Annotated in this window: 25 protein-coding genes; 12 read left to right on the top strand and 13 right to left on the bottom strand. The window is 74.5% G+C overall.

From position 1 onward, the window contains the following. Positions 1-155 precede the first annotated feature (155 nt). On the top strand, positions 156-1271 hold the full coding sequence (locus QSK52_RS06550) for a magnesium and cobalt transport protein CorA (protein ID WP_285734617.1): 1116 nt from the start codon (positions 156-158) through the stop codon (positions 1269-1271). A gap of 28 nt (positions 1272-1299) precedes the next feature. On the opposite strand, the gene QSK52_RS06545 is transcribed toward QSK52_RS06550, so the two are convergent. Then, complete coding sequence (locus tag QSK52_RS06545; RefSeq protein ID WP_435053174.1) at positions 1300-2220, bottom strand: DMT family transporter; 921 nt, start codon at positions 2218-2220, stop codon at positions 1300-1302. A 118-nt stretch (positions 2221-2338) separates the two neighbouring features. Between QSK52_RS06545 and QSK52_RS06540 the strand changes: the two genes are divergently transcribed. The 4 genes from QSK52_RS06540 to QSK52_RS06525 all read left to right on the top strand — a co-directional run bounded on the left by QSK52_RS06540 (position 2339) and on the right by QSK52_RS06525 (position 6368). Then, complete coding sequence (locus QSK52_RS06540; RefSeq protein WP_285734615.1) at positions 2339-2878, top strand: hypothetical protein; 540 nt, start codon at positions 2339-2341, stop codon at positions 2876-2878. A 361-nt stretch (positions 2879-3239) separates the two neighbouring features. Further along, positions 3240-4529, top strand: a complete 1290-nt coding sequence (locus QSK52_RS06535) for a magnesium transporter MgtE N-terminal domain-containing protein (RefSeq protein ID WP_285734613.1) — start codon at positions 3240-3242, stop codon at positions 4527-4529. Positions 4530-4578: 49 nt separating this feature from the next. After that, the gene (locus QSK52_RS06530) at positions 4579-5151 is read left to right on the top strand and encodes a DUF1003 domain-containing protein (RefSeq protein ID WP_435053186.1); all 573 of its coding nucleotides are present in this window, start codon (positions 4579-4581) and stop codon (positions 5149-5151) included. A gap of 56 nt (positions 5152-5207) precedes the next feature. Next, positions 5208-6368, top strand: a complete 1161-nt coding sequence (locus tag QSK52_RS06525) for an Mrp/NBP35 family ATP-binding protein (RefSeq protein ID WP_285734609.1) — start codon at positions 5208-5210, stop codon at positions 6366-6368. A gap of 202 nt (positions 6369-6570) precedes the next feature. On the opposite strand, the gene QSK52_RS06520 is transcribed toward QSK52_RS06525, so the two are convergent. The 4 genes from QSK52_RS06520 to sigE form a co-directional block, all read right to left on the bottom strand. Further along, positions 6571-7221 (bottom strand): hypothetical protein, encoded by a 651-nt coding sequence (locus tag QSK52_RS06520; RefSeq protein ID WP_285734607.1) that lies wholly within the window; start codon positions 7219-7221, stop codon positions 6571-6573. Positions 7222-7441: 220 nt separating this feature from the next. Beyond that, positions 7442-7864: a sec-independent translocase gene (locus QSK52_RS06515; protein ID WP_285734605.1), complete on the bottom strand. Its 423-nt coding sequence runs from the start codon at positions 7862-7864 to the stop codon at positions 7442-7444. 132 nt (positions 7865-7996) lie between these two features. Next, on the bottom strand, positions 7997-8860 hold the full coding sequence (locus QSK52_RS06510) for an anti-sigma factor family protein (RefSeq protein ID WP_285734603.1): 864 nt from the start codon (positions 8858-8860) through the stop codon (positions 7997-7999). Further along, on the bottom strand, positions 8857-9564 hold the full coding sequence (gene sigE / locus QSK52_RS06505) for an RNA polymerase sigma factor SigE (protein WP_078914669.1): 708 nt from the start codon (positions 9562-9564) through the stop codon (positions 8857-8859). Before sigE ends, QSK52_RS06510 begins: the two co-directional genes overlap by 4 nt. A gap of 247 nt (positions 9565-9811) precedes the next feature. Between sigE and QSK52_RS06500 the strand changes: the two genes are divergently transcribed. Continuing rightward, a complete protein-coding gene (locus tag QSK52_RS06500; protein ID WP_435053173.1) occupies positions 9812-10486 on the top strand; it encodes an O-methyltransferase in 675 nt (224 codons plus the stop codon). A 111-nt stretch (positions 10487-10597) separates the two neighbouring features. On the opposite strand, the gene QSK52_RS06495 is transcribed toward QSK52_RS06500, so the two are convergent. Further along, positions 10598-10765 (bottom strand): DUF3117 domain-containing protein, encoded by a 168-nt coding sequence (locus tag QSK52_RS06495; protein WP_014137929.1) that lies wholly within the window; start codon positions 10763-10765, stop codon positions 10598-10600. Positions 10766-11057: 292 nt separating this feature from the next. Here QSK52_RS06495 and QSK52_RS06490 point away from each other — a divergent pair, with 292 nt between their 5' ends. Continuing rightward, on the top strand, positions 11058-11858 hold the full coding sequence (locus QSK52_RS06490; RefSeq protein WP_285734599.1) for an enoyl-CoA hydratase/isomerase family protein: 801 nt from the start codon (positions 11058-11060) through the stop codon (positions 11856-11858). Positions 11859-11915: 57 nt separating this feature from the next. Here QSK52_RS06490 and QSK52_RS06485 read toward each other — a convergent pair whose 3' ends face one another. Both QSK52_RS06485 and QSK52_RS06480 read right to left on the bottom strand, forming a co-directional pair. Beyond that, positions 11916-12488, bottom strand: coding sequence for a DNA-3-methyladenine glycosylase I (locus tag QSK52_RS06485; protein ID WP_285734597.1), 573 nt, complete (start codon positions 12486-12488; stop codon positions 11916-11918). Next, the gene (locus QSK52_RS06480) at positions 12485-12988 is read right to left on the bottom strand and encodes a DivIVA domain-containing protein (protein WP_285734595.1); all 504 of its coding nucleotides are present in this window, start codon (positions 12986-12988) and stop codon (positions 12485-12487) included. The genes QSK52_RS06485 and QSK52_RS06480 overlap by 4 nt, the downstream gene beginning before the upstream one ends. 183 nt (positions 12989-13171) lie before the next feature. On the opposite strand from QSK52_RS06480, the gene folP reads away from it, so the two are divergent. Continuing rightward, on the top strand, positions 13172-13984 hold the full coding sequence (gene folP / locus QSK52_RS06475) for a dihydropteroate synthase (protein ID WP_285735073.1): 813 nt from the start codon (positions 13172-13174) through the stop codon (positions 13982-13984). A 24-nt stretch (positions 13985-14008) separates the two neighbouring features. Here folP and QSK52_RS06470 read toward each other — a convergent pair whose 3' ends face one another. Then, positions 14009-14791: a TIGR00730 family Rossman fold protein gene (locus QSK52_RS06470; RefSeq protein WP_285734593.1), complete on the bottom strand. Its 783-nt coding sequence runs from the start codon at positions 14789-14791 to the stop codon at positions 14009-14011. 101 nt (positions 14792-14892) lie between these two features. After that, positions 14893-15966 (bottom strand): succinyl-diaminopimelate desuccinylase, encoded by a 1074-nt coding sequence (gene dapE, locus QSK52_RS06465; protein WP_285734591.1) that lies wholly within the window; start codon positions 15964-15966, stop codon positions 14893-14895. A 184-nt stretch (positions 15967-16150) separates the two neighbouring features. On the opposite strand from dapE, the gene QSK52_RS06460 reads away from it, so the two are divergent. Both QSK52_RS06460 and QSK52_RS06455 read left to right on the top strand, forming a co-directional pair. Further along, positions 16151-17119: a hypothetical protein gene (locus QSK52_RS06460; protein ID WP_285734589.1), complete on the top strand. Its 969-nt coding sequence runs from the start codon at positions 16151-16153 to the stop codon at positions 17117-17119. 368 nt (positions 17120-17487) lie between these two features. Continuing rightward, a complete protein-coding gene (locus QSK52_RS06455; protein ID WP_285734588.1) occupies positions 17488-18213 on the top strand; it encodes a hypothetical protein in 726 nt (241 codons plus the stop codon). A 74-nt stretch (positions 18214-18287) separates the two neighbouring features. On the opposite strand, the gene dapC is transcribed toward QSK52_RS06455, so the two are convergent. Both dapC and fdxA read right to left on the bottom strand, forming a co-directional pair. After that, positions 18288-19433, bottom strand: coding sequence for a succinyldiaminopimelate transaminase (dapC, locus tag QSK52_RS06450; RefSeq protein WP_285734585.1), 1146 nt, complete (start codon positions 19431-19433; stop codon positions 18288-18290). Between the two features lie 17 nt (positions 19434-19450). Next, positions 19451-19777, bottom strand: a complete 327-nt coding sequence (gene fdxA, locus QSK52_RS06445; RefSeq protein WP_030061559.1) for a ferredoxin — start codon at positions 19775-19777, stop codon at positions 19451-19453. 127 nt (positions 19778-19904) lie between these two features. On the opposite strand from fdxA, the gene QSK52_RS06440 reads away from it, so the two are divergent. Together QSK52_RS06440 and QSK52_RS06435 are read left to right on the top strand one after the other, a co-directional pair. Beyond that, entirely contained in the window at positions 19905-20912 is a 1008-nt protein-coding gene (locus QSK52_RS06440; protein ID WP_285734576.1) for a GNAT family N-acetyltransferase, read from the top strand. A 49-nt stretch (positions 20913-20961) separates the two neighbouring features. Further along, positions 20962-21831: a transglutaminase-like domain-containing protein gene (locus QSK52_RS06435; RefSeq protein WP_285734574.1), complete on the top strand. Its 870-nt coding sequence runs from the start codon at positions 20962-20964 to the stop codon at positions 21829-21831. 202 nt (positions 21832-22033) lie between these two features. On the opposite strand, the gene QSK52_RS06430 is transcribed toward QSK52_RS06435, so the two are convergent. Continuing rightward, the gene (locus QSK52_RS06430) at positions 22034-22672 is read right to left on the bottom strand and encodes a response regulator transcription factor (RefSeq protein ID WP_285735070.1); all 639 of its coding nucleotides are present in this window, start codon (positions 22670-22672) and stop codon (positions 22034-22036) included. Between the last annotated feature and the right edge of the window lie 4 nt (positions 22673-22676).

The raw sequence follows: 22676 nt of genomic DNA, 5'->3' as shown, positions 1-22676 counted from the left end.
AGAGCACCTTCCCCGGGGCTGATCCGACGAAACCCGCCCAGCGAACGGGCTTTCTGACACTTCTTCGGCCCTGGCGTGTCCACCGGTGTTTTCCGCCGTCGCGTCCCCCCGGCACGTCCCGGGGCGCGCCGGTCCGGCCCTAGGGAGCCCGCGCCATGTCGATGATGCACAACCTGCGCGCCGCCGTCGTCCGTCCAGCCCGCCGCCGGGTCGGCGACGCGTTCGAGTCGAAGCCCGGCGACACCCCGTCCGCGGTGGTGGACTGCGCCGTCTACCAGCAGGGCAAGCGGGCCACCGAGACCTGCAGCCCGCGCGAGGCCGCCCGGCAGGTGAAGGCGGCGCACCAGCTGGCGCCCGGCTCGTTCAGCTGGATCGGCCTGCACGAGCCGACCGAGGCCGAGTTCGAGGGCATCGCGCAGCGCTTCGGCCTGCACCCGCTGGCCGTGGAGGACGCGGTGCACGCGCACCAGCGCCCCAAGGTCGAGCGGTACGACGGCATGCTGTTCGCGGTCTTCAAGACCGTCCGCTACGTCGAGCACGAGCAGCTGACCCCGACCAGCGAGGTGATCGAGACCGGCGAGCTGATGGTCTTCGCCGGGCCGGACTTCGTGATCACCGTCCGGCACGGCGCGCACTCCTCGCTGCGCGCCCTGCGGCACCGCCTGGAGGCCGACACCGAGGGCACCGGCCTGCTCGCCAAGGGCCCGGCCGCCGTGCTGCACGCCATCGCCGACCACGTGGTGGACAACTACCTGCTGGTCGCCGACCGCCTGCAGAACGACGTCGACGAGATCGAGTACGACGTGTTCGCCAACAAGGGCGGCCGCGGCACCGACGTCGGCCGGGTCTACCAGCTCAAGCGCGAGGTGCTGGAGTTCAAGCGCGCCGTCACCCCGCTGCTGCGCCCGATGCTGCAGCTCTCCGAGCCCACCGCGCGGCTGGTCGACCTCGACATGCAGAAGTACTTCCGGGACGTCGCCGACCACCTGGCCCGGGTCAGCGAGCAGGTGCAGGGCTTCGACGAGCTGCTGAACTCGCTGCTGCAGGCCAACCTGGCGCAGGTCTCGGTCGCCCAGAACGAGGACATGCGCAAGATCACCGCCTGGGCCGCGATCTTCGCCGTCCCCACCATGATCACCGGCGTGTACGGGATGAACTTCGAGCACATGCCCGAGCTGAAGTCGACGTACGGCTACCCGGCGGTGCTCGGCGCCATCGTGGTGATCTGCTTCGGCATGTACCGGGGCTTCCGCCGCAACGGCTGGCTGTGACCGGCCGGCCCGCCCGCCGGGCGGGGCGTCAGCGACGCTCCGCCCGGGCCACCAGCACCAGGCCCAGCAGGATCAGCCCCACCGCCGGGTAGGCCGCCGCGGGCGGCCACTGGCCCAGCCACACCGCGGCGATCAGCGCCGCGCCCGGGGTCTCCAGCAGGATCGCCGTCGAGGTGATCGACGGGCCCAGGGTGCGCACCACCCGGTTGCTCAGCGAGTGCCCCAGCAGCTGCGCCGTCACCATCAGCAGGAAGATCTGCCACCACACGCCCGCCGGCCAGCCGCCCAGCCGGGCCCCCGTCAGCAGGCAGGCCACCAGCAGCGCGAGGGCGCAGGTCGCGTAGCAGACCAGGGTGTACGCGGTGGTCGACACGGTGCGCCGCACCTCCGCGCCCAGCAGCATGTACCCGGCCGCCGCCGCGCCCGCCGCCAGCGCCAGGCCGTCGCCCAGCAGCGCCCGCGCCGAGACCGTCAGGTCGACGCCGGTCAGCACCAGCACGCCCGCGAACGCCACGCCCGCGCCCAGCCACACCAGCCTGGGCGCCCGCACCCCGGTCAGCCGCATCAGCAGGATCGCCCACAGCGGGGTGGTGGTCACCAGCGCGGTGGACGACGCCACCGAGGTCATCCGCAGGCTCGGCATCCACAGCGCGAAGTGCAGCGCCAGCAGCACCCCCGCCGTCGCCGCCAGCAGCAGCGCCCGCCGCGGGATGCCGCGCAGCTCGGCCCGGTGCCGCCACAGCGCGTACGGACCCAGCACCGCCACCGACATGCTGTTGCGCCAGAACGCGATCGCCAGCGCGGGCGCGGCCGTCGCGCTGATCAGCGGCGCGGACAGCGAGATGCCCGCGATCGACACCGCCAGCAGCAGCAGGTCGGTGCGCGGCAGGTGCCGCCGTTCCCCGAGCGCCGGGGGTGCGGCGGGGGCGGTGGTGCTGACGGCGGTCACGGCGCTCCTTCGGGCGGTGGGGTGGACGGCATACACGGTAAGGGCTGTCGGACGCTACGGCACTGTCGCCCGGGGGACGGGGCCGGGCGCCGGGCACCCAGGCCGTACGCTGTGCGGCATGGAGCGTACGACGACCCCGGACCCGTCCGACTTCCTCGACCGGGCCCTGGTGGAGGAAGCCGCCAAGAAGTCCGGCCTGCTCTGGGTCCAGCCCGCCGGGCAGCCGCACGCCCGCCCGCTCTGGCACGCCTGGCACGACGGCGCGATCGTCGTCGTCGGCGACGGCGCCGAGCAGCCCCTGCACGGCCTCGCCGCGAGCGGCTCCGCCGCGGTGACCCTGCGCAGCAAGGACAAGTGGGGCCGCCTGGTCGCCCTGACCGCCGCCGTCACCCGCCTCGACCCCGGCACCACCGCCTGGGAGGGCGCCGTCGAGGAGCTCAAGGGCAAGCGGCTCAACGCCCCCGACACCGACACCATCGGCGACCGCTGGGCCCGCGAGTGCCACGTCCTGCGCCTCACCCCCACCGACGCCCCGCTCGCCCCGCTCCCCGACGACGCCCTCGCCGCGGCCCCGGTGCCCACCCCCGCCACCACCCGCGCGCCGATCCCGGCGGGGCTGCCCAAGATCCTCTTCAAGAAGCGCAAGCGCGAACGCTGACGCGGACGCGCAGCCAGGGGCGCGGGGAACTGCCGCGCCGGACCTGGCGCAGCCAGGGGCGCGGGGAACTGCCGCGCCGGACCTGGCGCAGCCAGGGGCGCGGGGAACTGCGCGAGCAACCCGGCACCCACCGCAGGATCGCGGGCTGACATCGGCTCACCACCCACCTCGCGACCTCGCTGACGTTCACCTTCCGCTGCGCGCAGTTCCCCGCGCCCCCGTCTGCGCCAGCCCGCTCGCGCAGCAGCGCAGCTCGCCACCGCCCCCGTCTGCGCCATCCCGCTCGCGCCGACGCGGCTTCCGCCGCCCTCCGCGGATAGATTTGGGGGGTTGTGTCCGTTTCCGCCGGAGGGAGTCTCGTGTGGCGGGGCCAGGCAGCCGGGTCTTCATCTCCCACCTCTCCGGTGTCGCGGTGTTCGACCCGAACGGCGACCAGGTCGGCCGGGTCCGGGACGTGGTCGTCTCGTTGCGCCTGGGCGGGCAGCCGCCGCGGGTGCTGGGACTGGTGGTGGAGGTGATCGGGCGGCGGCGGATCTTCCTGCCGATGACCCGGGTGACCAGCCTGGAGTCGGGCCAGGTGCTGTCGACCGGCCTGCTGAACATGCGCCGCTTCGAGCAGCGCCCGTCCGAGACGCTGGTCCTGGCCGAACTGCTGGACCGCACCGTGACCCGGACGAAGACCTCCGACGAGGTGACCGTCCTGGACGTGGCGATGGTGCAGACCCGGCTGCGGGAGTGGGAGATCGACAAGGTGTTCGTGCAGGCGGGGCGGCCGCCCGGGCGGCTGCGGAAGGCGAGGGGCGAGCAGCTGCTGCTGGACTGGTCGGCGGTGACCGGTTTCTCGCTGGCCGAGGAGGGCCAGGGCGCGGCCAACCTGCTGGCCACCTTCGAGCAGCTCCGCCCGGCCGACCTGGCCAACGTCATGCACCACCTGTCGGCCAAGCGCCGGGCCGAGGTCGCCGCGGCGCTCGACGACGACCGGCTGGCCGACGTGCTGGAGGAACTGCCCGAGGACGACCAGGTGGAGATCATCGGCAAGCTGCAGGAGGAACGGGCCGCGGACATCCTGGAGACCATGGACCCGGACGACGCCGCCGACCTGCTCTCCGAACTGCCGGAGGCCGACGCGGAGCGCCTGCTGCGGCTGATGGAGCCCGCCGAGGCGGAGGAGATGCGCCGCCTGCTCTCGTACGAGGAGGACACCGCGGGCGGGTTGATGACCACCGAGCCGATCGTGCTGGAGCCGGACGCCTCGGTCGCCGAGGCCCTCGCCCGGGTGCGGGTCGCCGACACCAAGCCCGCGCTGGCCGCGCAGGTGTACGTGTGCCGCCCGCCGAACGAGACCCCGACCGGGACGTACCTGGGCACCGTGCACTTCCAGCGGCTGCTGCGCGAGCCCCCGTACACGCTGGTCGGCTCGCTGGTGGACGACGACCTGGATCCGCTGCCGCCGAACACCCCGCTGCCGCTGATCACCTCCTACCTGGCCACGTACAACATGGTCGCGGCGCCGGTGGTGGACGAGGACGACCACCTGCTCGGCGCCGTCACCGTCGACGACGTGCTGGACCACCTGCTGCCGGAGGACTGGCGCGAGGGCGCGGAGCACGACATCGACGCGAGCACCGGCGGGGTGCGCGGTGGACGCTGACCGCAAGCGGCCGGGCGAGGGCTCCTCGGGCCAGCGGATCCAGGGCGAGCTGCGCGAACTGCGGCAGCTGCGCGAACTGCGCGCCCGGGAGCAGCGCGGCCGCCGCGAGGAGCGTCCCTCCCCCGCCGGCGGCTCCCGGGCCCGGCTCGACCAGCCGCGCACCGGCCGGCCCGGGCTGATCCGGCTGCCCGCCTGGGACCCGGAGGCGTTCGGCAAGCTCTCCGAGCGGATCGCGCGCTTCCTCGGCACCGGGCGCTTCATCGTCTGGATGACGGTGGTGATCGTCGTCTGGGTGGTGTGGAACACCCTGCTGCCGGAGGCCGTGCACTTCGACGGCTACCCGTTCATCTTCCTCACCCTGGTGCTCTCCCTGCAGGCCTCGTACGCGGCCCCGCTGATCCTGCTCGCGCAGAACCGCCAGGACGACCGGGACCGGGTCAACATGGAGCAGGACCGGGCCCGCAGCGACCGCAACATCGCCGACACCGAGTACCTGACCCGCGAGGTCGCGGCCCTGCGGCAGGGCCTCGGCGAGGTCGCCACCCGGGACTTCGTGCGCTCCGAACTGCAGTCGCTGCTGAAGGAACTGGACGAGCGCCGGGAGTCCGCCGACACGCTGTGACCGGCGGCACGCTACCGGCGAGTCGGGGGCGGGGCGCCGCGCCGTACCATCAACACATGGCCAACGAGACAGAGGTGGCGGCCGGGGCGACGGAGCAGTCCGTCCGGGAAGCCCTGGCGACCGTCCACGACCCGGAGATCAACCGCCCGATCACCGAGATCGGCATGGTGAAGTCCGTCGAGATCGGCGACGGCGGCGCGGTGAAGGTCGCGGTGTACCTCACCGTCTCCGGCTGTCCGATGCGCGAGACGATCACCCAGCGGGTCACCGACGCGGTGTCCGCCGTCCCCGGCGTCACCGCCGTCTCCGTCGAGCTCGACGTGATGAGCGAGGAGCAGCGCCGCGAGCTCTCCACCCTGCTGCGCGGCGGCGCCCCCGAGCGGGAGATCCCGTTCGCCAAGCCCGGCACGCTGACCCGGGTCTACGCGGTGGCCTCCGGCAAGGGCGGCGTCGGCAAGTCCTCGGTGACGGTCAACCTGGCGGCGGCGCTGGCCGCGGACGGCCTGAAGGTCGCCGTGGTGGACGCCGACATCTACGGCCACAGCGTGCCCCGGATGCTGGGCGTCGAGGGCCGGCCGACCCAGGTGCAGGACATGATCATGCCGCCGTCGGCGAACGGCGTGAAGGTCATCTCGATCGGCATGTTCACCCCGGGCAACGCCCCGGTGGTGTGGCGCGGCCCGATGCTGCACCGCGCCCTGCAGCAGTTCCTGGCCGACGTCTACTGGGGCGACCTCGACGTCCTCCTGCTCGACCTGCCGCCCGGCACCGGCGACATCGCCATCTCGGTCGCGCAGCTCGTCCCGAACGCCGAGATCCTGATCGTCACCACCCCGCAGATGGCCGCCGCCGAGGTCGCCGAGCGGGCCGGCACCATCGCCCTGCAGACCCACCAGAAGATCGTCGGCGTCATCGAGAACATGTCGGGCATGCCCTGCCCGCACTGCGACGAGATGATCGACGTCTTCGGCACCGGCGGCGGCCAGACCGTCGCCGACGCCCTCACCCGCACCGTCGGCGCCACCGTCCCGGTCCTGGGCTCCATCCCCATCGACGTCCGCCTCCGCGAGGGCGGCGACGACGGCCGCCCGGTCGTCCTCTCCGCCCCGGACTCCCCCGCGGGCGCCGCCCTGCGCACCATCGCCGGCAAGCTCTCCGGCCGCCAGCGCGGCCTCTCCGGCCTCTCCCTGGGACTGACCCCGAAGAACAAGTTCTGACGGCCCCCCAGCAGGACGGACGGCCCCGGGCAGCACGCCCGGGGTCGTTCGCGCGCACCCGCCCGGGGCGGCGGGCCGGGGGTGTCGCGGCGACGGCGGCGGCGGTGCCGGGCCTGGGCGTGCTGCTGGTGCTGACGGCGGCCGGATCGAGCGGCAGGACGACGGCCCGTACCGGTGCTACGGGTAGCGGGCGCCGGGGGGCCTACCGGCCGTCGTACGTGCCCAGGTCGGTGACGGTGGTGAAGCCGACGCCGTACGCGGACACCGAGCGGCCGTAGGCGCCGATCAGCACGCCGGGGGCCTCGCCGGCCAGCACCCAGCCGTGTTCGGACTCGCGGTAGCGGAAGGGCTGCGGGAGGCCGTTGACGGGCAGGGTGAGGGAGGACCAGGCGGGGCCGTCGAGGTCGTCGGCCAAGTCCCAGGCCAGGGCGGACTGCTGGTCGAGCCAGCTCTGCCGCAGGGTGCGGTCGAGGTTGCCGGGCCAGGTCGCGGCGAGCAGGCCGGAGCCGGCCAGCCAGGCGGCGGAGGAGGCGGAGGTGGCCTCCAGGGTGCCGGTGTTGTCGGCGCTGCGGCGCACGTCGCGGCGGGCGACGGTGACGACCACGGCGAAGCGGCGGGTGTCGCGCGGCTCGGGGCCGCGGGCGGGCTCGTCGCCGTGGCCGAGGGTGCCGTAGTCGGGGGTCTGGACGCCGTCGGCGGTGCGCTGGCCGGTGCCGACCTGGCCGAGCCAGCGGCGGCCGGTCCAGCCCTCGTCGAGGCCGTACCAGGGGAAGTCGGCGGCGTGGTAGCCGGCCAGCGGGTCGGCGGCGCGGCGGGCGGCGGGGGCGCCTGCCGTAGGGTGCGTGACGTCCACTGCGGGCTTCTCCTCTGCTGTGCTCCCCGGGCGCTCCATGGTCGCGCACCCGGGCCCCCTCGTCCGGGAAACCGGGCCGGACGCGGCCGGTCGTGACGGAGCCCACAGGGTCCGCCGTCCGGAGGGGCAGTGGACACGATAGCGGCGCGGACGGCGATGCCCCGCCTGCGGGAGCGGGGCGGGGCGTCGTGGGTGTCGTGCGGGCCGGGCGGCCGGGGCCTCAGGTCGCGTCGGGGTCGAACGGGGGGCGTTCGCCCGCGGCCAGGGCCGGGCCCGCGCTCGCGGCGGTCGCGGCCTTGGAGAAGTCCACCGAGGCGGTGGGCGTCGGGGTGCGGTCGCCGTTCAGCGCGGACTTGATGTCGACGCTGTCCTTGAGGTCCTTGAGCCCGAGCGGGTCGTCGCCGTCGCCGATCAGCTGCTTGCGGACGAAGGTCTTCGGGTTGAGGTCCTCGAAGTCGAAGTTCTGGAACTCCGGCCCGAGTTCGCTGCGGATGTCCTCCTTCGCGCTGTCCGCGAAGGAGCGGATCTTGCGGATGAAGCCCATCGTGTCCTGGATCAGCTTGGGGAGCTTGTCCGGACCGAAGATCACGATGGCCATGACGACGATCGTCACGACCTCCAGTCCGCCTATGTCTCCGAACACCTGAACTCCCAGCACCCGACAACGCTGAACCAAGGGTAAACGCGGGCTACCGCTCCCCCGGCCCCCGGAAGATGAAACCGTGGTAAAGACCACCCGGGTGACCGGCGGCTACGGCGTGCCGGTGAAGGCAGGCTAGCGCAGGAGCTGCCGCGGGTCACCGGTGGGCGTGGGCGTCGCGTCCAGCTGGTAGCGGGCGCGCAGCGGGTAGTCCGGCACGTCCACCGGCTGCTGGGCGTTGACCGGGACGATCGCCCCGCCGACCGGCGTGACGCTGGTGGGCTGCCGGGTGGTGCCCTGGCCCGCGGTGACGCCGCCGACCCCGCCGAGGGTGACGGCCGCGACCGAGAACGCCCCGGCGGCGGCGAACACCAGGCGGCGGCCGCGCGCGGCGGACGGCCGGGCGGCGGGCAGTTCGCCCAGCGCGGCGGCCAGCGGGCGCGGCAGCGCCTCCGCCGCGGGGCGCGGGGCGGCGGACGGGCGGGTGCCGAACAGGCCGGCCCGCGGGTCGATGCCGGGTATCGGCGCGTCCGCGCCGAGCGCGCCCCCGCCGAAGCCCGCGCCCCGGCCGAAGGTGCCGCCGGTGAGCCGACTGCCGCCGAACACTCCGCCGGACCCCGACGGACCGTCGGGGCCCGGCGCGTCCTCGGGCAGGTCGGCGACCGCCATGAGTCTCGCCATCAGGGCCGCCGACGGGCCGGGCGCGGCGGCCTCGCTGAGTGCGCGCTTGACCGACCGGGCCTGCTCGGCCTCGGCCAGGCAGTCCGGGCAGGTCGCCAGGTGGGCCTGGACCCGCTCGCGGGCGTCGTGGCCCAGCTCGCCGTCCAGGTAGGCGGAGAGCCGGTCGCCCAGGTGGTGCTCCTCGGCCTGCGGCTCGACCGGACGGACCGCCAGCGGGCGCAGCTCGGCGCCCGCCGGGGCCTGCTCGGCCCGGCGCAGCGCCGCCCAGCGCGGACGGCCCGCGGCCGTGTCCGCGCGCTCGGGGGCGCGATCGCTCATGACCCCCTCCGGTCGCTGACGGCCTGTTCGGCGCCGACCGGCACGGGCTCGGCGGAACCGCCCCGGCGCGAACGGCCCGCGGCGGCGTTCGGCGCCCGGTGCTTGAGGGCGGCGCGCAGGTGCGAGCGGCCGCGGTGGATCCGGCTGCGGACGGTGCCGAGCTTCACGCCGAGCGTCGCGGCGATCTCCTCGTACGACAGGCCCTCGATGTCGCACAGCACCACGGCGGCCCGGAACTCCGGCGCGAGGGTGTCCAGCGCCTGCTGCACGTCCGCGTCGAAGTGGGTGTCGCTGAAGTGCTGGGCGGGGCTGGGCTCGCGGCTGGCCAGGCGCTCCGCGGCGTCCTCGGCGAGGGCGTCGAAGCGGATCCGCTGGCGGCGGCGCACCATGTCCAGGAACAGGTTGGTGGTGATCCGGTGCAGCCAGCCCTCGAAGGTGCCGGGGGTGTACGTGGACAGCGAGCGGAACACCCGGACGAAGACCTCCTGGGTGAGGTCCTCGGCGTCGTGCTGGTTGCCCGTCAGCCGGTACGCCAGGCGGTAGACGCGGGCGCTGTGCGCCTCGACGATCTCCTCCCAGCTGGGCGGCGTCCAGCTCTGCGCGTCGGGCCCCTCCGCGAAGGACGCGAGCGTGCCGGCGGCCCCGGCCACCGAGTCGTCGGCTGCGGTCGACTTGTCCAGGGGGGAGTGCACAGACTGGTTCATCACGGGCTTCGGCGTACGGATCGACGTGAGGCCGCGGGGGTGCCGCTGCACAGGGACGTCGCCCTCGGCCACACCTCCTCGGTCGGCTCTTCTGCCCAGCAGAGCCACCACCATATCCACCTCACCCGTCAAGCCCGGATAAGAGCCGTCGAACAGCGACCGCCCCGGACGGTCGGGCCGCCCGTAGCAGTTCAACGGCCAGCCGTCGAACGCGGTTCCCGGGCGGCCAGTAGTCTGTCGCTGGAATTTGTCGACTTGGGTCGGCAACGGCGCTCCGGAAGAGGCAGCCATCACCGAGTTCGGGCCCCAGCGAGCGGCCCTCGCCGACACCTACGTCGGCGAGGACGCGGTGCTGACCTACGCCCGGGCCCAGTCGGCCCGCACCGGCATACGCGCGATCGGCCCCAGCGGCGGCGCCGCGCTGCGGCTGCTCGCCGCCGCCCTCGACGCCAAGGCGGTGGTCGAGATCGGCACCGGCACCGGCGTCTCCGGGGTCTACCTGCTGCGCGGCATGCGCGCCGACGGGGTGCTCACCACCGTCGACTCCGAGCCGGTCCGCCAGCAGTACGCCCGCGAGGCGTACCGGGCCGCCGGGTTCCCCGGCAACCGGGCCCGCTGCATCCCCGGCCGCGCCCGGGACGTGCTGCCGCGGCTCGCCGACGGCCAGTACGACCTGGTGTTCTGCGACGGCGACCCGGCCGACTCCCGGTTCCACCTCACCGAGGCGCTGCGCCTGCTGCGGCCGCGCGGCGTGGTCTGCTTCGAGGGCGTCTTCCAGGAGGGCCGGCTCGCCGAGCCCGAGCTCGACGACCCGCAGACCCGCGCCGTGCGCGACCTGGTCGCCGAGATCCGGGAGAGCGACACCCTGCTGCCCGCCCTGCTGCCGGTCTCCGACGGGCTGCTCTGCGCCGTCAAGCGCTGAGGCGCCCCGGCGGGCGCACGCGGAACGGGCCCGGCCCCCCGCGGCGGGGGGCCGGGCCCGTCGAGCACCTCGCGGATGAGACCGGGAGATGCGGGGTCACCTACCTGCAGATCAGCCGCAGGCCTTCTTGAGGGCCTCGCCCAGAGCGTCCGCCTCGTCCGGCGTCAGCTCCACCACCAGGCGCCCGCCCCCTTCGAGCGGAACTCGCATGATGATGCCCCGCCCCTCTTTGGTGACCTCCAGCGGGCCGTCACCCGTCCGCGGCTTCATGGCCGCCATGCTCGTTCCCCTTCCTGCAACCGTTCAGGTACGCACCGGACGGTCCGTCCACCGCCGGCATCGAACGCATTGATCGGAAGCCATTATCCCGCATGCAACCGCTGGATGACCAACATCACTCTCTGCGCCAACCCTCGCCAACCAGCCACAAAGCGCCCATTACCTGCCGAAAGCCGCATCCCGCCGCACTCCGACACGCCCGCCGGAGGTGCGGCACCTCACACTCCCCCGCCCGGCCGCGAACCGGCATGCTGGCCCACGACAGCCACCGCGACCCGGGGAGCCCTCACCCATGTCCGACACCGTGCGCTACGAGCGCGACGGCGCCCTCGCCGTCCTCACCATCGACCGCGCCGAGGCCATGAACGCCCTCGACGTCCCCACCAAGGTCGCCCTCCGGGACGCCGTCACCACCGCCGCGGCCGACCCCGCGGTCCGGGCCGTGCTGCTGACCGGCGCGGGGGAGAAGGCGTTCTGCGTCGGGCAGGACCTCAAGGAGCACGTCGGCCTGCTCCAGCGCCAGCGCGAGACCGGCGAGGGCGCCCTGCGCACCGTCGCCGAGCACTACAACCCGCTGGTCCGCGCCCTGGCCGGGATGCGCAAGCCCACCGTCGCCGCGGTCAACGGCGTCGCCGCCGGGGCCGGGGCCTCGCTCGCCTTCGCCTGCGACTTCCGGGTCCTCGCCGACACCGCGGGCTTCAACACCTCCTTCGCGGGCGTCGCGCTCACCGCCGACTCCGGCGCCTCCTGGACGCTCCCCCGCCTGGTCGGCCACGCCCGCGCCACCGAGCTCCTGATGCTCCCCCGCACCGTCCGGGCCGACGAGGCGCTCGCCCTCGGCCTGGCCACCCGGGTCGTCCCGGCCGCCGAACTCGCCGCCACCGCCCGCGAGTTCGCCCTCACCCTGGCCAACGGCCCGACCGTCGCCTACGGCGCGATCAAGGAGTCCCTCGCCTACGGCGCCTCGCACTCCCTGGACGAACTCCTCGACAAGGAGGACGAGCTCCAGACCCTGGCCGGCGAGAGCGAGGACCACCGCATCGCGGTCGACGCCTTCCTCACCAAGCAGAAGCCCGACTTCGTCGGTCGCTGAGCCGCTCCCGCGGCAGGACCGGGACGCTCCGCCGGGCCCCGGCGGGGCGTCCCCGCGCTACCTCGCGTGGCAGTCGGCCAGGTGGTCGTTGACCAGCCCGCACGCCTGCATCAGCGCGTACGCGGTGGTCGGGCCGACGAAGCGGAAGCCCGCCCGCTTGAGCGACCTGGCGAGCGCGGTCGACTCCGGGGTGACCGCCGGGACGTCCGCCAGGGTGAGCGGGGCGGGGCGGTCGGCCGGGTCGGGGGCGTGGCTCCAGACCAGGGCGTCCAGTTCGCCGTCGGCGAGGGCGCGGGCGGCCTTGGCGTTGGCGATGGTGGCGAGGACCTTGGCGCGGTTGCGGATGATGCCGGTGTCGTTCAGCAGCCGCTCGACGTCGGTGTCGTCGAACTGCGCGACCGCCGCGGCGTCGAAGCCCCGGAAGGCCGCCCGGAAGCCCTCCCGGCGGCGCAGGATGGTGATCCAGGACAGGCCGGACTGGAAGGCCTCCAGGGTGATCCGCTCGAACAGGGCCCGGTCGCCGTGGACCGGGCGGCCCCACTCGGTGTCGTGGTACGCCCGGTAGTCCTCGGCCGAGTCGCCCCAGCCGCAGCGCCGCAGCCCGTCCGTCCCGAGGACCGCCCCCGTCACGCCCGGTCGCTCTTCTCGTGCTGCCCGGCGGCGGCGTCCTCGTCGGCGGCCTCGTCGGTGGTCGCGTCGGCGGCCGCGTCGGACTCGTGGGAGGAGAGCACCTCGGTGGTTTCGCCGACCGCCGGCCCCTGCGGCTGCTTCTCCAGGACGGTGCTGAAGGACTCCAGCCCGGGCAGCGGGTCGCCGCCGGCCGCGGCGGAGCTCTCCACCGAGCCGCGGACCACGCCGACGGCCTCCAGCTCGGCGATCCGGGCGTCGCGGAGCGCGAGTTCCGCGCCGAGGCGGTCGAGCACGTCGTCGACCTCGTCCATCCGGTAGCCGCGCAGCGCCATCGGGAGGCGGAGCTCGTCCACGTCGGTGCGGCTGAGGGCGCGGTCCTGCGGCAGGCGCACGGCGAGGCGGTCGTGTTCGGCCTCCGGCAGCGTCCCGCCGCCGCCCAGGGCCACCACTGCGGCGCCACCGACCACCAGGGCCATCGCGATCACGATCACCACGAACACGAGCTGTCCTCCGTCAGTTCCCGGCAGTTCCCGGTCGGCTTCGGCCCGCCCGCGGGAGCTACGGTGGGATCATGGTCCCCTTACAGGCCGGGGCCCATCATTGCACCCGGGAGCGCTGAGGAGGAGACACCGGTGGCACTACGCCTCGGCACGCGGGAGTTCGGCCCGGACGAGCTGGTCATCATGGCGATCGTCAACCGCACCCCGGACTCGTTCTTCGACCGGGGGGCGACCTTCGCGGACGAGGCGGCGTTCGCGGCCGCGGACCGGGCGGTGGCGGAGGGCGCGGCGATCCTGGACATCGGCGGGGTGAAGGCCGGTCCGGGCGAAGAGGTCACCGTGGAGGAGGAGTTGCGCCGCACGGTGCCGTTCGTGGCGGAGCTGCGCAAGCGCCACCCGGACGCGGTGATCAGCGTGGACACCTGGCGGCACGAGGTCGGCGAGGCGGTCTGCGAGGTCGGCGCGGACCTGCTGAACGACGCCTGGGGCGGCTTCGACCCGAAGCTCGCGGAGGTCGCGGCCCGGTACGGCGCGGGCCTGGTGTGCACGCACGCGGGCGGCGCCGAGCCGCGCACCCGCCCGCACCGGGTGGGGTACGAGGACGTGATGGCGGACATCCTGGCGGTGACCGTCGGCCTGGCCGAGCGGGCGCTCGAACTGGGCGTGCGCCGCGACGGGTTGGTCATCGACCCGGGGCACGACTTCGGGAAGAACACCCGGCACTCGCTGGAGGCGACCCGCCGCCTGCCGGAGATGACCGCGACCGGCTTCCCGGTGCTGGTCTCGCTCTCCAACAAGGACTTCGTCGGCGAGACCCTGGACAGGCCGGTGGACGAGCGGCTGCTCGGCACCCTGGCCACCACGGCGGTCTCGGCCTGGCTGGGCGCGCAGGTCTACCGGGTGCACCAGGTCGCCGAGACCCGCCAGGTGCTGGACATGGTGGCCTCGATCCGCGGCACCCGTCCCCCGGCGGTGGCCCGCCGGGGGCTGGCCTGAGCCGCGCCCGGGCCCGGAACGGCGCTACGCCGGGGTGCCCTTGGGCCCCCGCGCGGCGTCCAGCACCTTCAGCACCTCCGCCACGTCGTCGGTGACGTGGAAGAGTTCGAGGTCGGCGGGGTTGGCCTTGCCCTGGGCGACCAGGGTCGACTTGAGCCACTCCACCAGCCCGCCCCAGTAGGCGCTGCCGAACAGGATCACCGGGAAGCGGGTGACCTTCTTCGTCTGCACCAGGGTGAGCGCCTCGAACAGCTCGTCCAGGGTGCCGAGGCCGCCGGGCAGGACCACGAAGCCCTGGGCGTACTTCACGAACATCGTCTTGCGGACGAAGAAGTACCGGAAGTTGAGGCCCAGGTCGACGTATTCGTTGAGGCCCTGCTCGAAGGGCAGCTCGATGCCGAGGCCGACGCTCAGCCCGCCCGCCTCGGTGGCGCCCTTGTTGGCGGCCTCCATCGCGCCGGGGCCGCCGCCGGTGATCACCGCGTAGCCGGCCTCGGCGAGGGCCCGGCCGATCTCCACCCCGGCCTCGTACTCGGGCGAGCCGACCGGTGTCCGGGCGGAGCCGAACACGCTGATGGCGGTGGGGAGTTCGGCCAGGGCGCCGAAGCCCTCGACGAACTCCGAGGTGATCCGCAGCACCCGCCACGGGTCGGTGTGCAACCAGTCGGCGGGCCCGGTGGTGTCCAGCAGCCGCTGGTCGGTCGTGCTCGCCTCGACCTGGTCGCGCCGCAGCAGGACGGGGCCCTTGCGCTTCTCGGGCCAGGGCTTCTTCGTCCGGCGGGCGGGGTCATCTCCGTTGGCTGTCATGACGAAACCCTACGCCTGACGGGGTGCGATCCGGGGTAAATAACGGCCGTCGCCCGGGCGGGAATCCGGCGAACCGCACCCGGCTCCCGCCCCCTCGACGGCTACCGGGTGAGCCAGTCCCGCATCCGCTCCTCGACCTCGGCGATCGCGCTGAGCGAGCAGTGCTCCTCGCGCTTGTGCGCCAGGTTCGGGTCGCCCGGGCCGTAGTTGACGGCGGGGACGCCGTGGGCGGAGAACCGGGCCACGTCCGTCCAGCCGAACTTGGCCCGGGGCTCGCCGCCGATCGCGGCCAGGAAGTCCCGGGCGGCGGGCAGGCCGAGGCCGGGCAGGGCGGCGGGCGAGGCGTCGACGATCTCCAGCTGGTACCCCTCGAAGACCGAGCGCAGGTGCTCCTCGGCCTGCTCCAGGCTGCGGTCGGGGGCGAACCGGAAGGCCACGTGGATCTTGCACTCGTCGGGGATGACGTTCCCGGCGACGCCGCCGTCGATCCGGGTCGCGTTCAGGCCCTCGCGGTACTCCAGGCCGTCGATCTCCACCCGGCGCGGCCGGTACTCGGCCAGCCGGCGGAGCACCTCCGCGGCCTTGTGGATGGCGTTGTCGCCGAGCCAGCTGCGGGCGGCGTGGGCGCGGACGCCGGTGAGCGTGACGTCGGCGCGCAGGCTGCCCTGGCAGCCGCCCTCGACGACGGCGCCGCTGGGCTCCATCAGGACCGCGAAGTCGCCCGCCAGCCAGTCGGGGTGGGTCGCGAACAGGTGGCCGAGGCCGTTGCGGTGGGCCTCCACCTCCTCGCAGTCGTAGAAGACGTAGGTGACGTCCCGGTTGGCCTCGGTGAGGGTGGCGGCGAGCCGCAGCTGCACGGCGACGCCGGACTTCATGTCGGAGGTGCCGCAGCCGTAGAGCAGGTCGCCCTCGACGTGCGAGGGCACGTTGTCGGCGATCGGCACGGTGTCCAGGTGCCCGGCGAGCACCACCCGCTCGTCCCGGCCGAAGTGGGTGCGGGCGACCACGTTGTTGCCGTACCGGTCGACGGTGAGGTGCGGCAGGGCCCGGAGCGCGGCCTCCACGGCGTCCGCGAGGGCGGTCTCCTCGCCGCTGACGGAGGGGAGGTCGACGAGGCGGGCGGTCAGCGTTCCGCCGTCGAGGGAGAGGTCGAGGGGCGCGTTCGGGCTGCTCATGGCGGTTACCTTATCGACAAGGTGCGGCTCCACCGGTGAGGTCGTCGGCCCGCCGGACCCCCTCCGCGGACGGCCGCGCAACCGTGCGGACCCGTACGGCCGTCCGAGCGGTTACGGTGTCCGCGAACAGCGCACGCCGGGCCGGGACCGATGCGACGCGATCAGCCACTGAGAGGGGCCACCCGTGACCGAGGACGCCGAGTACGACGCGCAGGACGGCGCCGCACCGCGCCGGCGGCGGCCGTGGCGGCGGGTGCTGGTCGGGCTGGTCGCGCTGTCGGTCGTGGGCGGCCTGGTGGTGTGGCTGAACCGGGACAAGATCACGCCCCCCGACGAGGGCTGCACGGTCACCACCGCGGCGGGCAGCGGCACCCTGGAGCTCCCGGCGGCGGCCAACGCGGCCACCATCACGGCGGTGGCGATGTCCCGCGGCCTGCCGGAGCGGGCGGTGACCATCTCGCTGGCGACGGCCATCCAGGAGTCGAAGCTGCACAACCTGGAGGGCGGCGACCGGGACTCGGTGGGCCTGTTCCAGCAGCGCCCCTCGCAGGGCTGGGGCACGGTCGACCAGATCATGGACCCGGTGTACGCGACCAACAAGTTCCTGGACGCGCTGGTGAAGGTCAACGGGTACGCGCAGATGCCGCTGACCGACGCCGCCCAGCAGGTGCAGCGCAGCGGCTACCCGCAGGCGTACGCCAAGCACGAGAACAACGCGACGCTGCTCGCCACGGTGCTGACCGGCCGCGAACCCGCCTCGCTGGACTGCGTGGTGCACCAGCTGCCGGACCCGCACCCCACCGACCCGGCCCAGAGCGTCCCGGACGCGGCCCACCTCTCGGAGCGGGTGCGCCGGGAGTTCGGCAAGGCGGTGGCGGTGGCGGGCGCCGAGAAGGCGGCCAAGGACCCGCGCGAGGTGCTGGCGCTCACCCCGCAGCCGACCGCGAGCACCGCGGGCGCGGGCGGGCCGGGCCAGACCGGCTGGGCGCTGGCGCACTGGTCGGTGGCGCAGGCGGCCGAGCTGGGCATCGGGCAGGTCGCGTACGACGGCAGGGTGTGGCGGGTGGACAAGCACGGCGAGGGGTGGAAGCCGCTGGCGGGCGCGCCGTCCGACCGGGTGCTGGTGACGCTGGGCGCGCCGGTCAAGAAGTGACGCCCGGGCGGCGGCCGACGGGCGCGGAGCCCCGACGGTGCGTTGACGCACTGGTGCGCGGGTGACCGTCCGCCGGGTGAATCGCGTCAACTCCCGCTGACGGCGGGCCCGTCGGCGGGCACCTCCGGACCGGTGCGCCGCCGGGGGCCGGAAGGCCGGGCCCACAAGGGGAGTGACGGTTCTTCGGCGACCGCCGCCCGGCCGGTGCGTCCGCACGGCCCGAAAAAGGATCGTCCGATCTTTGCCAACCCTTGACCTTGACCGGCCGAAACCTTCCCGGTGCTCTTGCGGTCATACACGTCGCCCGCCGGGCGGAGCGCCCCGCGCCCCGGCCCGGCGGACCGTCGACCTCACCTCTTAGGAGCACCATGTCCCTCCCCCTCACGCGCCGGATCGCCCAGGCCGCGCTGCTCGTCGCCGCCACCGCGGCGCCGCTCGCAGCCGCGGCGGGTGCCGCCTCCGCCACCGAGGTGGTGCCGCAGACCGACCTGGGCGCCGGCGTGACCAAGCTGGCCGACGTCCCCAACTCGGGCGACGCGGTGCAGGGGGCCGCCCACGAGCTGGGCCACGTGGTCGGCACCACCGGCGCCGCGACCCTCGCGGCGGGCGGCCCGGCGGCTGCCGACGCGGCCGGCAACACCGTCGCGCACAACCTGCCGTCCACCGACGACGCGCTCGGCAAGCTCGGCCCGGTCGGCAAGGCCGGCCAGCTGACCGGCTCGCTGGAGACGCTCACCGACAAGGTCGCCCCGGCGGTCGAGGAGAAGGTCGCCCCGGCGGTCACCGAGAAGGTCCTCCCCGCCACCGACCGGGCCACCGCCACCCCGCTGGCCACCGTCGCCCGCGGCCTGCCCACCGACAAGCTCACCCAGGGCCTGCCCGCCGGCGACAAGCTCGGCCCGGTCACCGGCGCCCTCCACTCGCTGCCGGTCGCGGGCGCCGTCGAGGGCCTGACCGAGCACGAGTCCGCCAACCGCCTCGGCGGCGTGCCCTCGCTCGGCGGCGACAGCCCGCTGGGCGGCCTGACCGGCGCGCTCGGCCCGGTCGGCGGCCTGCTCGGCGGCATCCAGGGCGGCGGCCTGCCGATCGGCTGACCCCGCGGAGCCCGGGACGACGGGAGGGGCGGAGCCGACCGGCTCCGCCCCTCCCGTTCCGCCCTCCGGCGGCGCTACCGCTTGAGCCGCTCCACCGCCGAGGCCACCCGCTCGTCGGTGGCGGTGAACGCCACCCGCACGAACCGGTCGCCCGCCGGGCCGTAGAAGTCGCCGGGCGCCACCAGGACGCCCAGCTCGGCGAGTTCGGCCACCGTCTCCCAGCACGGCCTGTCCTGGGTCGCCCACAGGTACAGGCTCGCCTCGGAGTGCTCGATCCGGAACCCGTACGCCTCCAGCGCGGCCCGCAGGGCGCTGCGCCGCTGGGCGTACCGGGCCCGCTGCTCGGCCACGTGCGCGTCGTCGGCGAGCGCGGCCGCGGTGGCCGCCTGCACCGGCGCGGGCACGATCATGCCGCCGTGCTTGCGGATCTCCAGCAGCTCGCGGACCACCACCGGGTCACCGGCCACGAAGGAGGCCCGGTAGCCCGCCAGGTTGGAGCGCTTGGACAGCGAGTGCACGGCCAGCAGGCCCTCGTGCGAGCCGCCGCAGACCGACGGGTGCAGCACCGACACCGGCTCGGCCTCCCAGCCGAGCTCCAGGTAGCACTCGTCGCTGACCAGCAGCACCCGGTGCTCCCGGGCCCACTCGACGGCGCGGCGCAGCTCGGCCGCGTCCAGCACCCGCCCGGTGGGGTTGGACGGCGAGTTCAGCCACAGCAGCCGGACCTTCGAGCCGTCCAGCTCCGCGACGTCCCCGTACGCGACCGGCTCGGCGCCGCAGAGCAGCGCCCCGACCTCGTAGGTGGGGTAGGCCAGCTTCGGGTAGGCGACCTGGTCGCCCGGGCCGAGGCCGAGCTGGCCGGGCAGCCAGGCCACCAGTTCCTTCGAGCCGACGGTCGGCAGGACGGCCTCGGGGCCGATCCCGGCGCCGCAGCGGCGCCCCAGCCAGCCCGCGATGGCGTCGCGCAGCGACAGCGGGCCCCACACGGTGGGGTAGCCGGGCGTGTCGGTGTGCGCGGCCAGCGCCCGCTGGACCAGTTCGGGCACCGGGTCCACCGGGGTGCCGACGGAGAAGTCGCAGAGCCCGTCCGGGTGCGCCTGGGCGGTGCGCTTGTACGGTTCGAGCTTGTCCCACGGGAAGACCGGCAGGCGGTCGGAGACGCGGCGCGCCGCCCCCGGGTGGCCCGGGAACGGCGCGTGCGTGCTGTCGTTGGTGCTCACAGCGTGGATGCCACCGATCAGTGGTCGGCGTTCTGCGGGGGCAGGGCCGCGATGAACGGGTGGTCACGCTCGATCAGGCCGAGCTTGGAGGCACCGCCGGGCGAGCCCAGGTCGTCGAAGAACTCGACGTTCGCCTTGTAGTAGTCCTTCCACTCCTCCGGGGTGTCGTCCTCGTAGAAGATCGCCTCGACCGGGCAGACCGGTTCGCAGGCACCACAGTCCACGCACTCGTCCGGGTGGATGTAGAGGGAGCGCTCGCCTTCGTAGATGCAGTCCACGGGGCACTCTTCGATGCACGCCTTGTCCTTGACGTCGACACAAGGCTGCGCGATGACGTAGGTCACGCTGTCGTTCCTCCTCGGAAGGGCTGCCGCCCTACTGTTTACTCGGTCGCGCTTTGCGCGCGGCGTCGTCGATGCCCGCCCCTAGTATCGCGGGTCGGGGGGCGCAAATGCACAGGAGGTGCGGTTGATGGTCGGCCCGGAGCCGTGGAAGGCCCGTCCGGAGGTCCGGATGGACCCGTCTGACGTGGGACGACGCGTGTCGGTCCGGCGTGTCGACGGCGTGGCGGAGGGCCGTCCGGTGTTCCGCGATGTGATCGGCGTGCTCACGTCGTGGGACGGCGACGGGTTGACGGTCGAACCGCGCAGCGGCGCGCCGGTGCGCTTCGCGGCCGAACTGCTGGTGGCCGGCAAGCCCGTCCCGCCGTTCCCGGCCCGCCGCACCGCCGCGCCCGCCGTCGCCCCGCTCGACCTGCAGCGCACCGCCGCCCGCTCCTGGCCCGCCGTCGAGCAGGAGCAGCTGGGCGAGTGGACGCTGCGCGCCTCGTCCGGGTTCACCCGCCGGGCCAACTCGGTGCAGGCGCTGGGCGACCCGGGCCTGCCGCTGCCCGCGGCGCTGGAGCGGGTGCGCGAGTGGTACGCGGCCCGTTCGCTGCCCGCGTACGTCGAGGTGGTCTCCCCCGGCTCGCCGCCCGCGCTCGCCGCCGAACTGGACCGGCTCGGCGCGGCCCTCGCCCCGACCCTGGTGCGCACCGCCCCGCTCGGCGAACTGGCCCGCACCGGCCGCCCCGCGGACGTCCGGCTGTCCCGCACCGCCGGACCCGAGTGGCTGGCGCTGTACCGCCGGGTGGGCGGCGACCCCGCCCTGGAGGCAGCCGCCACCGCGGTGCTGCACGGCGGCCCCTCGGTCTGGTTCGCCCGGGTCGAGGGCGGGGACGGCACCCCGCTGGCCATCGGCCGGCTCGCCGTGGACGGCCCGTGGGCCTGCTTCGGCGCGGTCGAGGTCGCCCCGGCCGCCCGCCGCCGCGGCCTGGCCACCGCCGTGATGGCCGCGCTCGCCGCCCGCGCCGCCGAGGAGGGCGCCACCGGCGCCTACCTGCAGGTCGAGGCCGACAACGGGGGCGCGATCGAGCTGTACGACCGGCTGGGCTTCACGACCAGTCACACTTACCACTACGCCCGCCTTCCCCAGCGGTAGCGTGCACCACCTGAAGTGAGCCACGACCGCTGCTGAACCGAAGGCCGCAGTGACCGAGCAGAGCAGAACCCGCTTCCGCACCGAAGCCCGGGGCGAGCACCCCGACCCGGTGCTGCTGTGCCTGCTCGCCGCCGCCGAGCACACCCTCGGCGATCCCGGCGACAGTGCCGAACAGCCGTCCCTGGAGGAACTCCTGACGGCCTGTCAGGCCGCCCTGGACCGGCACGCCGCCGCGATCCGCCAGGCCGTCGCCGAACGCCGCCCGAGCGGGCCGGAGGAGACCGCCGCGCTGCTCGCGGCGGTGCTCGGCGGCCGCGAGCGCTTCCACGGCCGCCAGTCCGACTACCTCCGGCTGGAGTCCTCGCTGCTGCCGGAGGTGCTGCGGCGGCGGCGCGGGCTGCCGATCATGCTCGCGCTGGTCTGGCAGGCGGTGGCCGCCCGGGCCGGCCTGACCGTGCACGGCATCGCCCTGCCCGGCCACTTCATCGTCGCGGTCGGCGGACCGGCGGGCGGCGACGAGTACGTCCTCGCGGACCCCTTCCACGGCGGCCGGCTCCTCGACGTCCCCGACGTGGAACGCCTGGTCGCCGCCTCCGGCCACCTCTTCTCCCCCGAACTCCTCTCCCCCGCGCAGCCCTTGGACACCGTGCTCCGCGTCCTGGGCAACATCCGCCGCTGGGCCGCCGACCGTCCCGAACACGCCCGCACCCAGCTCTGGGCCACCGAACTCGCCCTGCTGCTCCCCCGCCATCCAGCCCAACTCCGGCTCGAACGAGCCGAGTTGCTCGTGAAGACCGGCGACTTCCTGGCCGGCGCCGCCGAGATGGAGTCCTACGCGCAGATCCTCGACGCCTTCGACCCGGAGAGCGCCGCGAAGGTCCGCCTGGAGGCGAGGTCGGCCCGCCACCGCCTCAACTGAACGCACAGCGGGCGCAGATGGGGGCGCGGAGGGCTCCCGAGCAGCCGGTGCAGATGGGGGCGCGGGGAACTGCGCGACCAGCCGGGCACCCACCGCAAGATCGCGAAATAGTGCAACCAGCCGTCCCTCAGAGCGATCCGGCTGGCGTGCACGTGGCTGGGCGCGCAGTTCCTCGCGCCCCTGGTCTCGCCCTTCGTCCCCCTTACAGCCAGCCCTTCTCCCGCGCGATCCGCACCGCCTCCGCCCGGTTGCGGGCCGCCGTCTTCTGGATCGCCATCGACAGGTAGTTGCGCACCGTCCCCTCGGAGAGGTGCAGCCGGGCCGCGATGTCCGCGTTCACCGCGCCGTCCGCCGCCGCGGCCAGCACGTCGCGCTCGCGGCCGGTGAGCGGGTTGGCCCCCTCGGTGAGGGCGGCCGCGGCGAGCGTGGGGTCGATGACCTTCTCCCCGCGCAGCACCCGCCTGATCGCTTCGGCGAGTTCCGCGGCGGGTGCGTCCTTGACCAGGAAGGCGTCGGCCCCGGACTCCATCGCCCGGCGCAGGTAGCCGGGCCGTCCGAAGGTGGTGGCGATGACGACCTTGGTCCGCGGCCGGGCCCGCCGGACCTCCGCGCAGGCGTCGATGCCGGTCATGCCGGGCATCTCGATGTCGAGGACGGCGACGTCCACCTGGTGCTCCGCCACCGCCGCCGCGACCTCGTCGCCGCGGGAGACCTGGGCGACCACCTCCAGGTCGTCCTCCAGCGAGAGCAGCGCGGCGAGCGCCTCCCGCACCATGCCCTGGTCCTCGGCGAGCAGCACTCGCACCGGTCGTCCACCCGTTCCGTCCGTCACGTCGGGCAGCCTA

This window comes from Kitasatospora phosalacinea (genome assembly GCF_030268885.1).
Taxonomy (GTDB): domain Bacteria; phylum Actinomycetota; class Actinomycetes; order Streptomycetales; family Streptomycetaceae; genus Kitasatospora; species Kitasatospora phosalacinea_C.
This window is presented reverse-complemented; position numbering and strand designations above follow the sequence as displayed.

What these genes read in the sequence shown, in the direction of transcription:
- QSK52_RS06550 (WP_285734617.1), top strand. Translation starts at nt 156, where the DNA reads ATGTCGATGATGCACAACCTGCGCGCCGCCGTCGTCCGTCCAGCCCGC.
- QSK52_RS06540 (WP_285734615.1), top strand. Translation starts at nt 2,339, where the DNA reads ATGGAGCGTACGACGACCCCGGACCCGTCCGACTTCCTCGACCGGGCC.
- QSK52_RS06525 (WP_285734609.1), top strand. Translation starts at nt 5,208, where the DNA reads ATGGCCAACGAGACAGAGGTGGCGGCCGGGGCGACGGAGCAGTCCGTC.
- QSK52_RS06510 (WP_285734603.1), bottom strand. Translation starts at nt 8,860, where the DNA reads ATGAGCGATCGCGCCCCCGAGCGCGCGGACACGGCCGCGGGCCGTCCG.
- sigE (WP_078914669.1), bottom strand. Translation starts at nt 9,564, where the DNA reads ATGAACCAGTCTGTGCACTCCCCCCTGGACAAGTCGACCGCAGCCGAC.
- QSK52_RS06495 (WP_014137929.1), bottom strand. Translation starts at nt 10,765, where the DNA reads ATGGCGGCCATGAAGCCGCGGACGGGTGACGGCCCGCTGGAGGTCACC.
- QSK52_RS06490 (WP_285734599.1), top strand. Translation starts at nt 11,058, where the DNA reads ATGTCCGACACCGTGCGCTACGAGCGCGACGGCGCCCTCGCCGTCCTC.
- folP (WP_285735073.1), top strand. Translation starts at nt 13,172, where the DNA reads ATGGCGATCGTCAACCGCACCCCGGACTCGTTCTTCGACCGGGGGGCG.
- QSK52_RS06470 (WP_285734593.1), bottom strand. Translation starts at nt 14,791, where the DNA reads ATGACAGCCAACGGAGATGACCCCGCCCGCCGGACGAAGAAGCCCTGG.
- dapE (WP_285734591.1), bottom strand. Translation starts at nt 15,966, where the DNA reads ATGAGCAGCCCGAACGCGCCCCTCGACCTCTCCCTCGACGGCGGAACG.
- QSK52_RS06455 (WP_285734588.1), top strand. Translation starts at nt 17,488, where the DNA reads ATGTCCCTCCCCCTCACGCGCCGGATCGCCCAGGCCGCGCTGCTCGTC.
- QSK52_RS06440 (WP_285734576.1), top strand. Translation starts at nt 19,905, where the DNA reads ATGGTCGGCCCGGAGCCGTGGAAGGCCCGTCCGGAGGTCCGGATGGAC.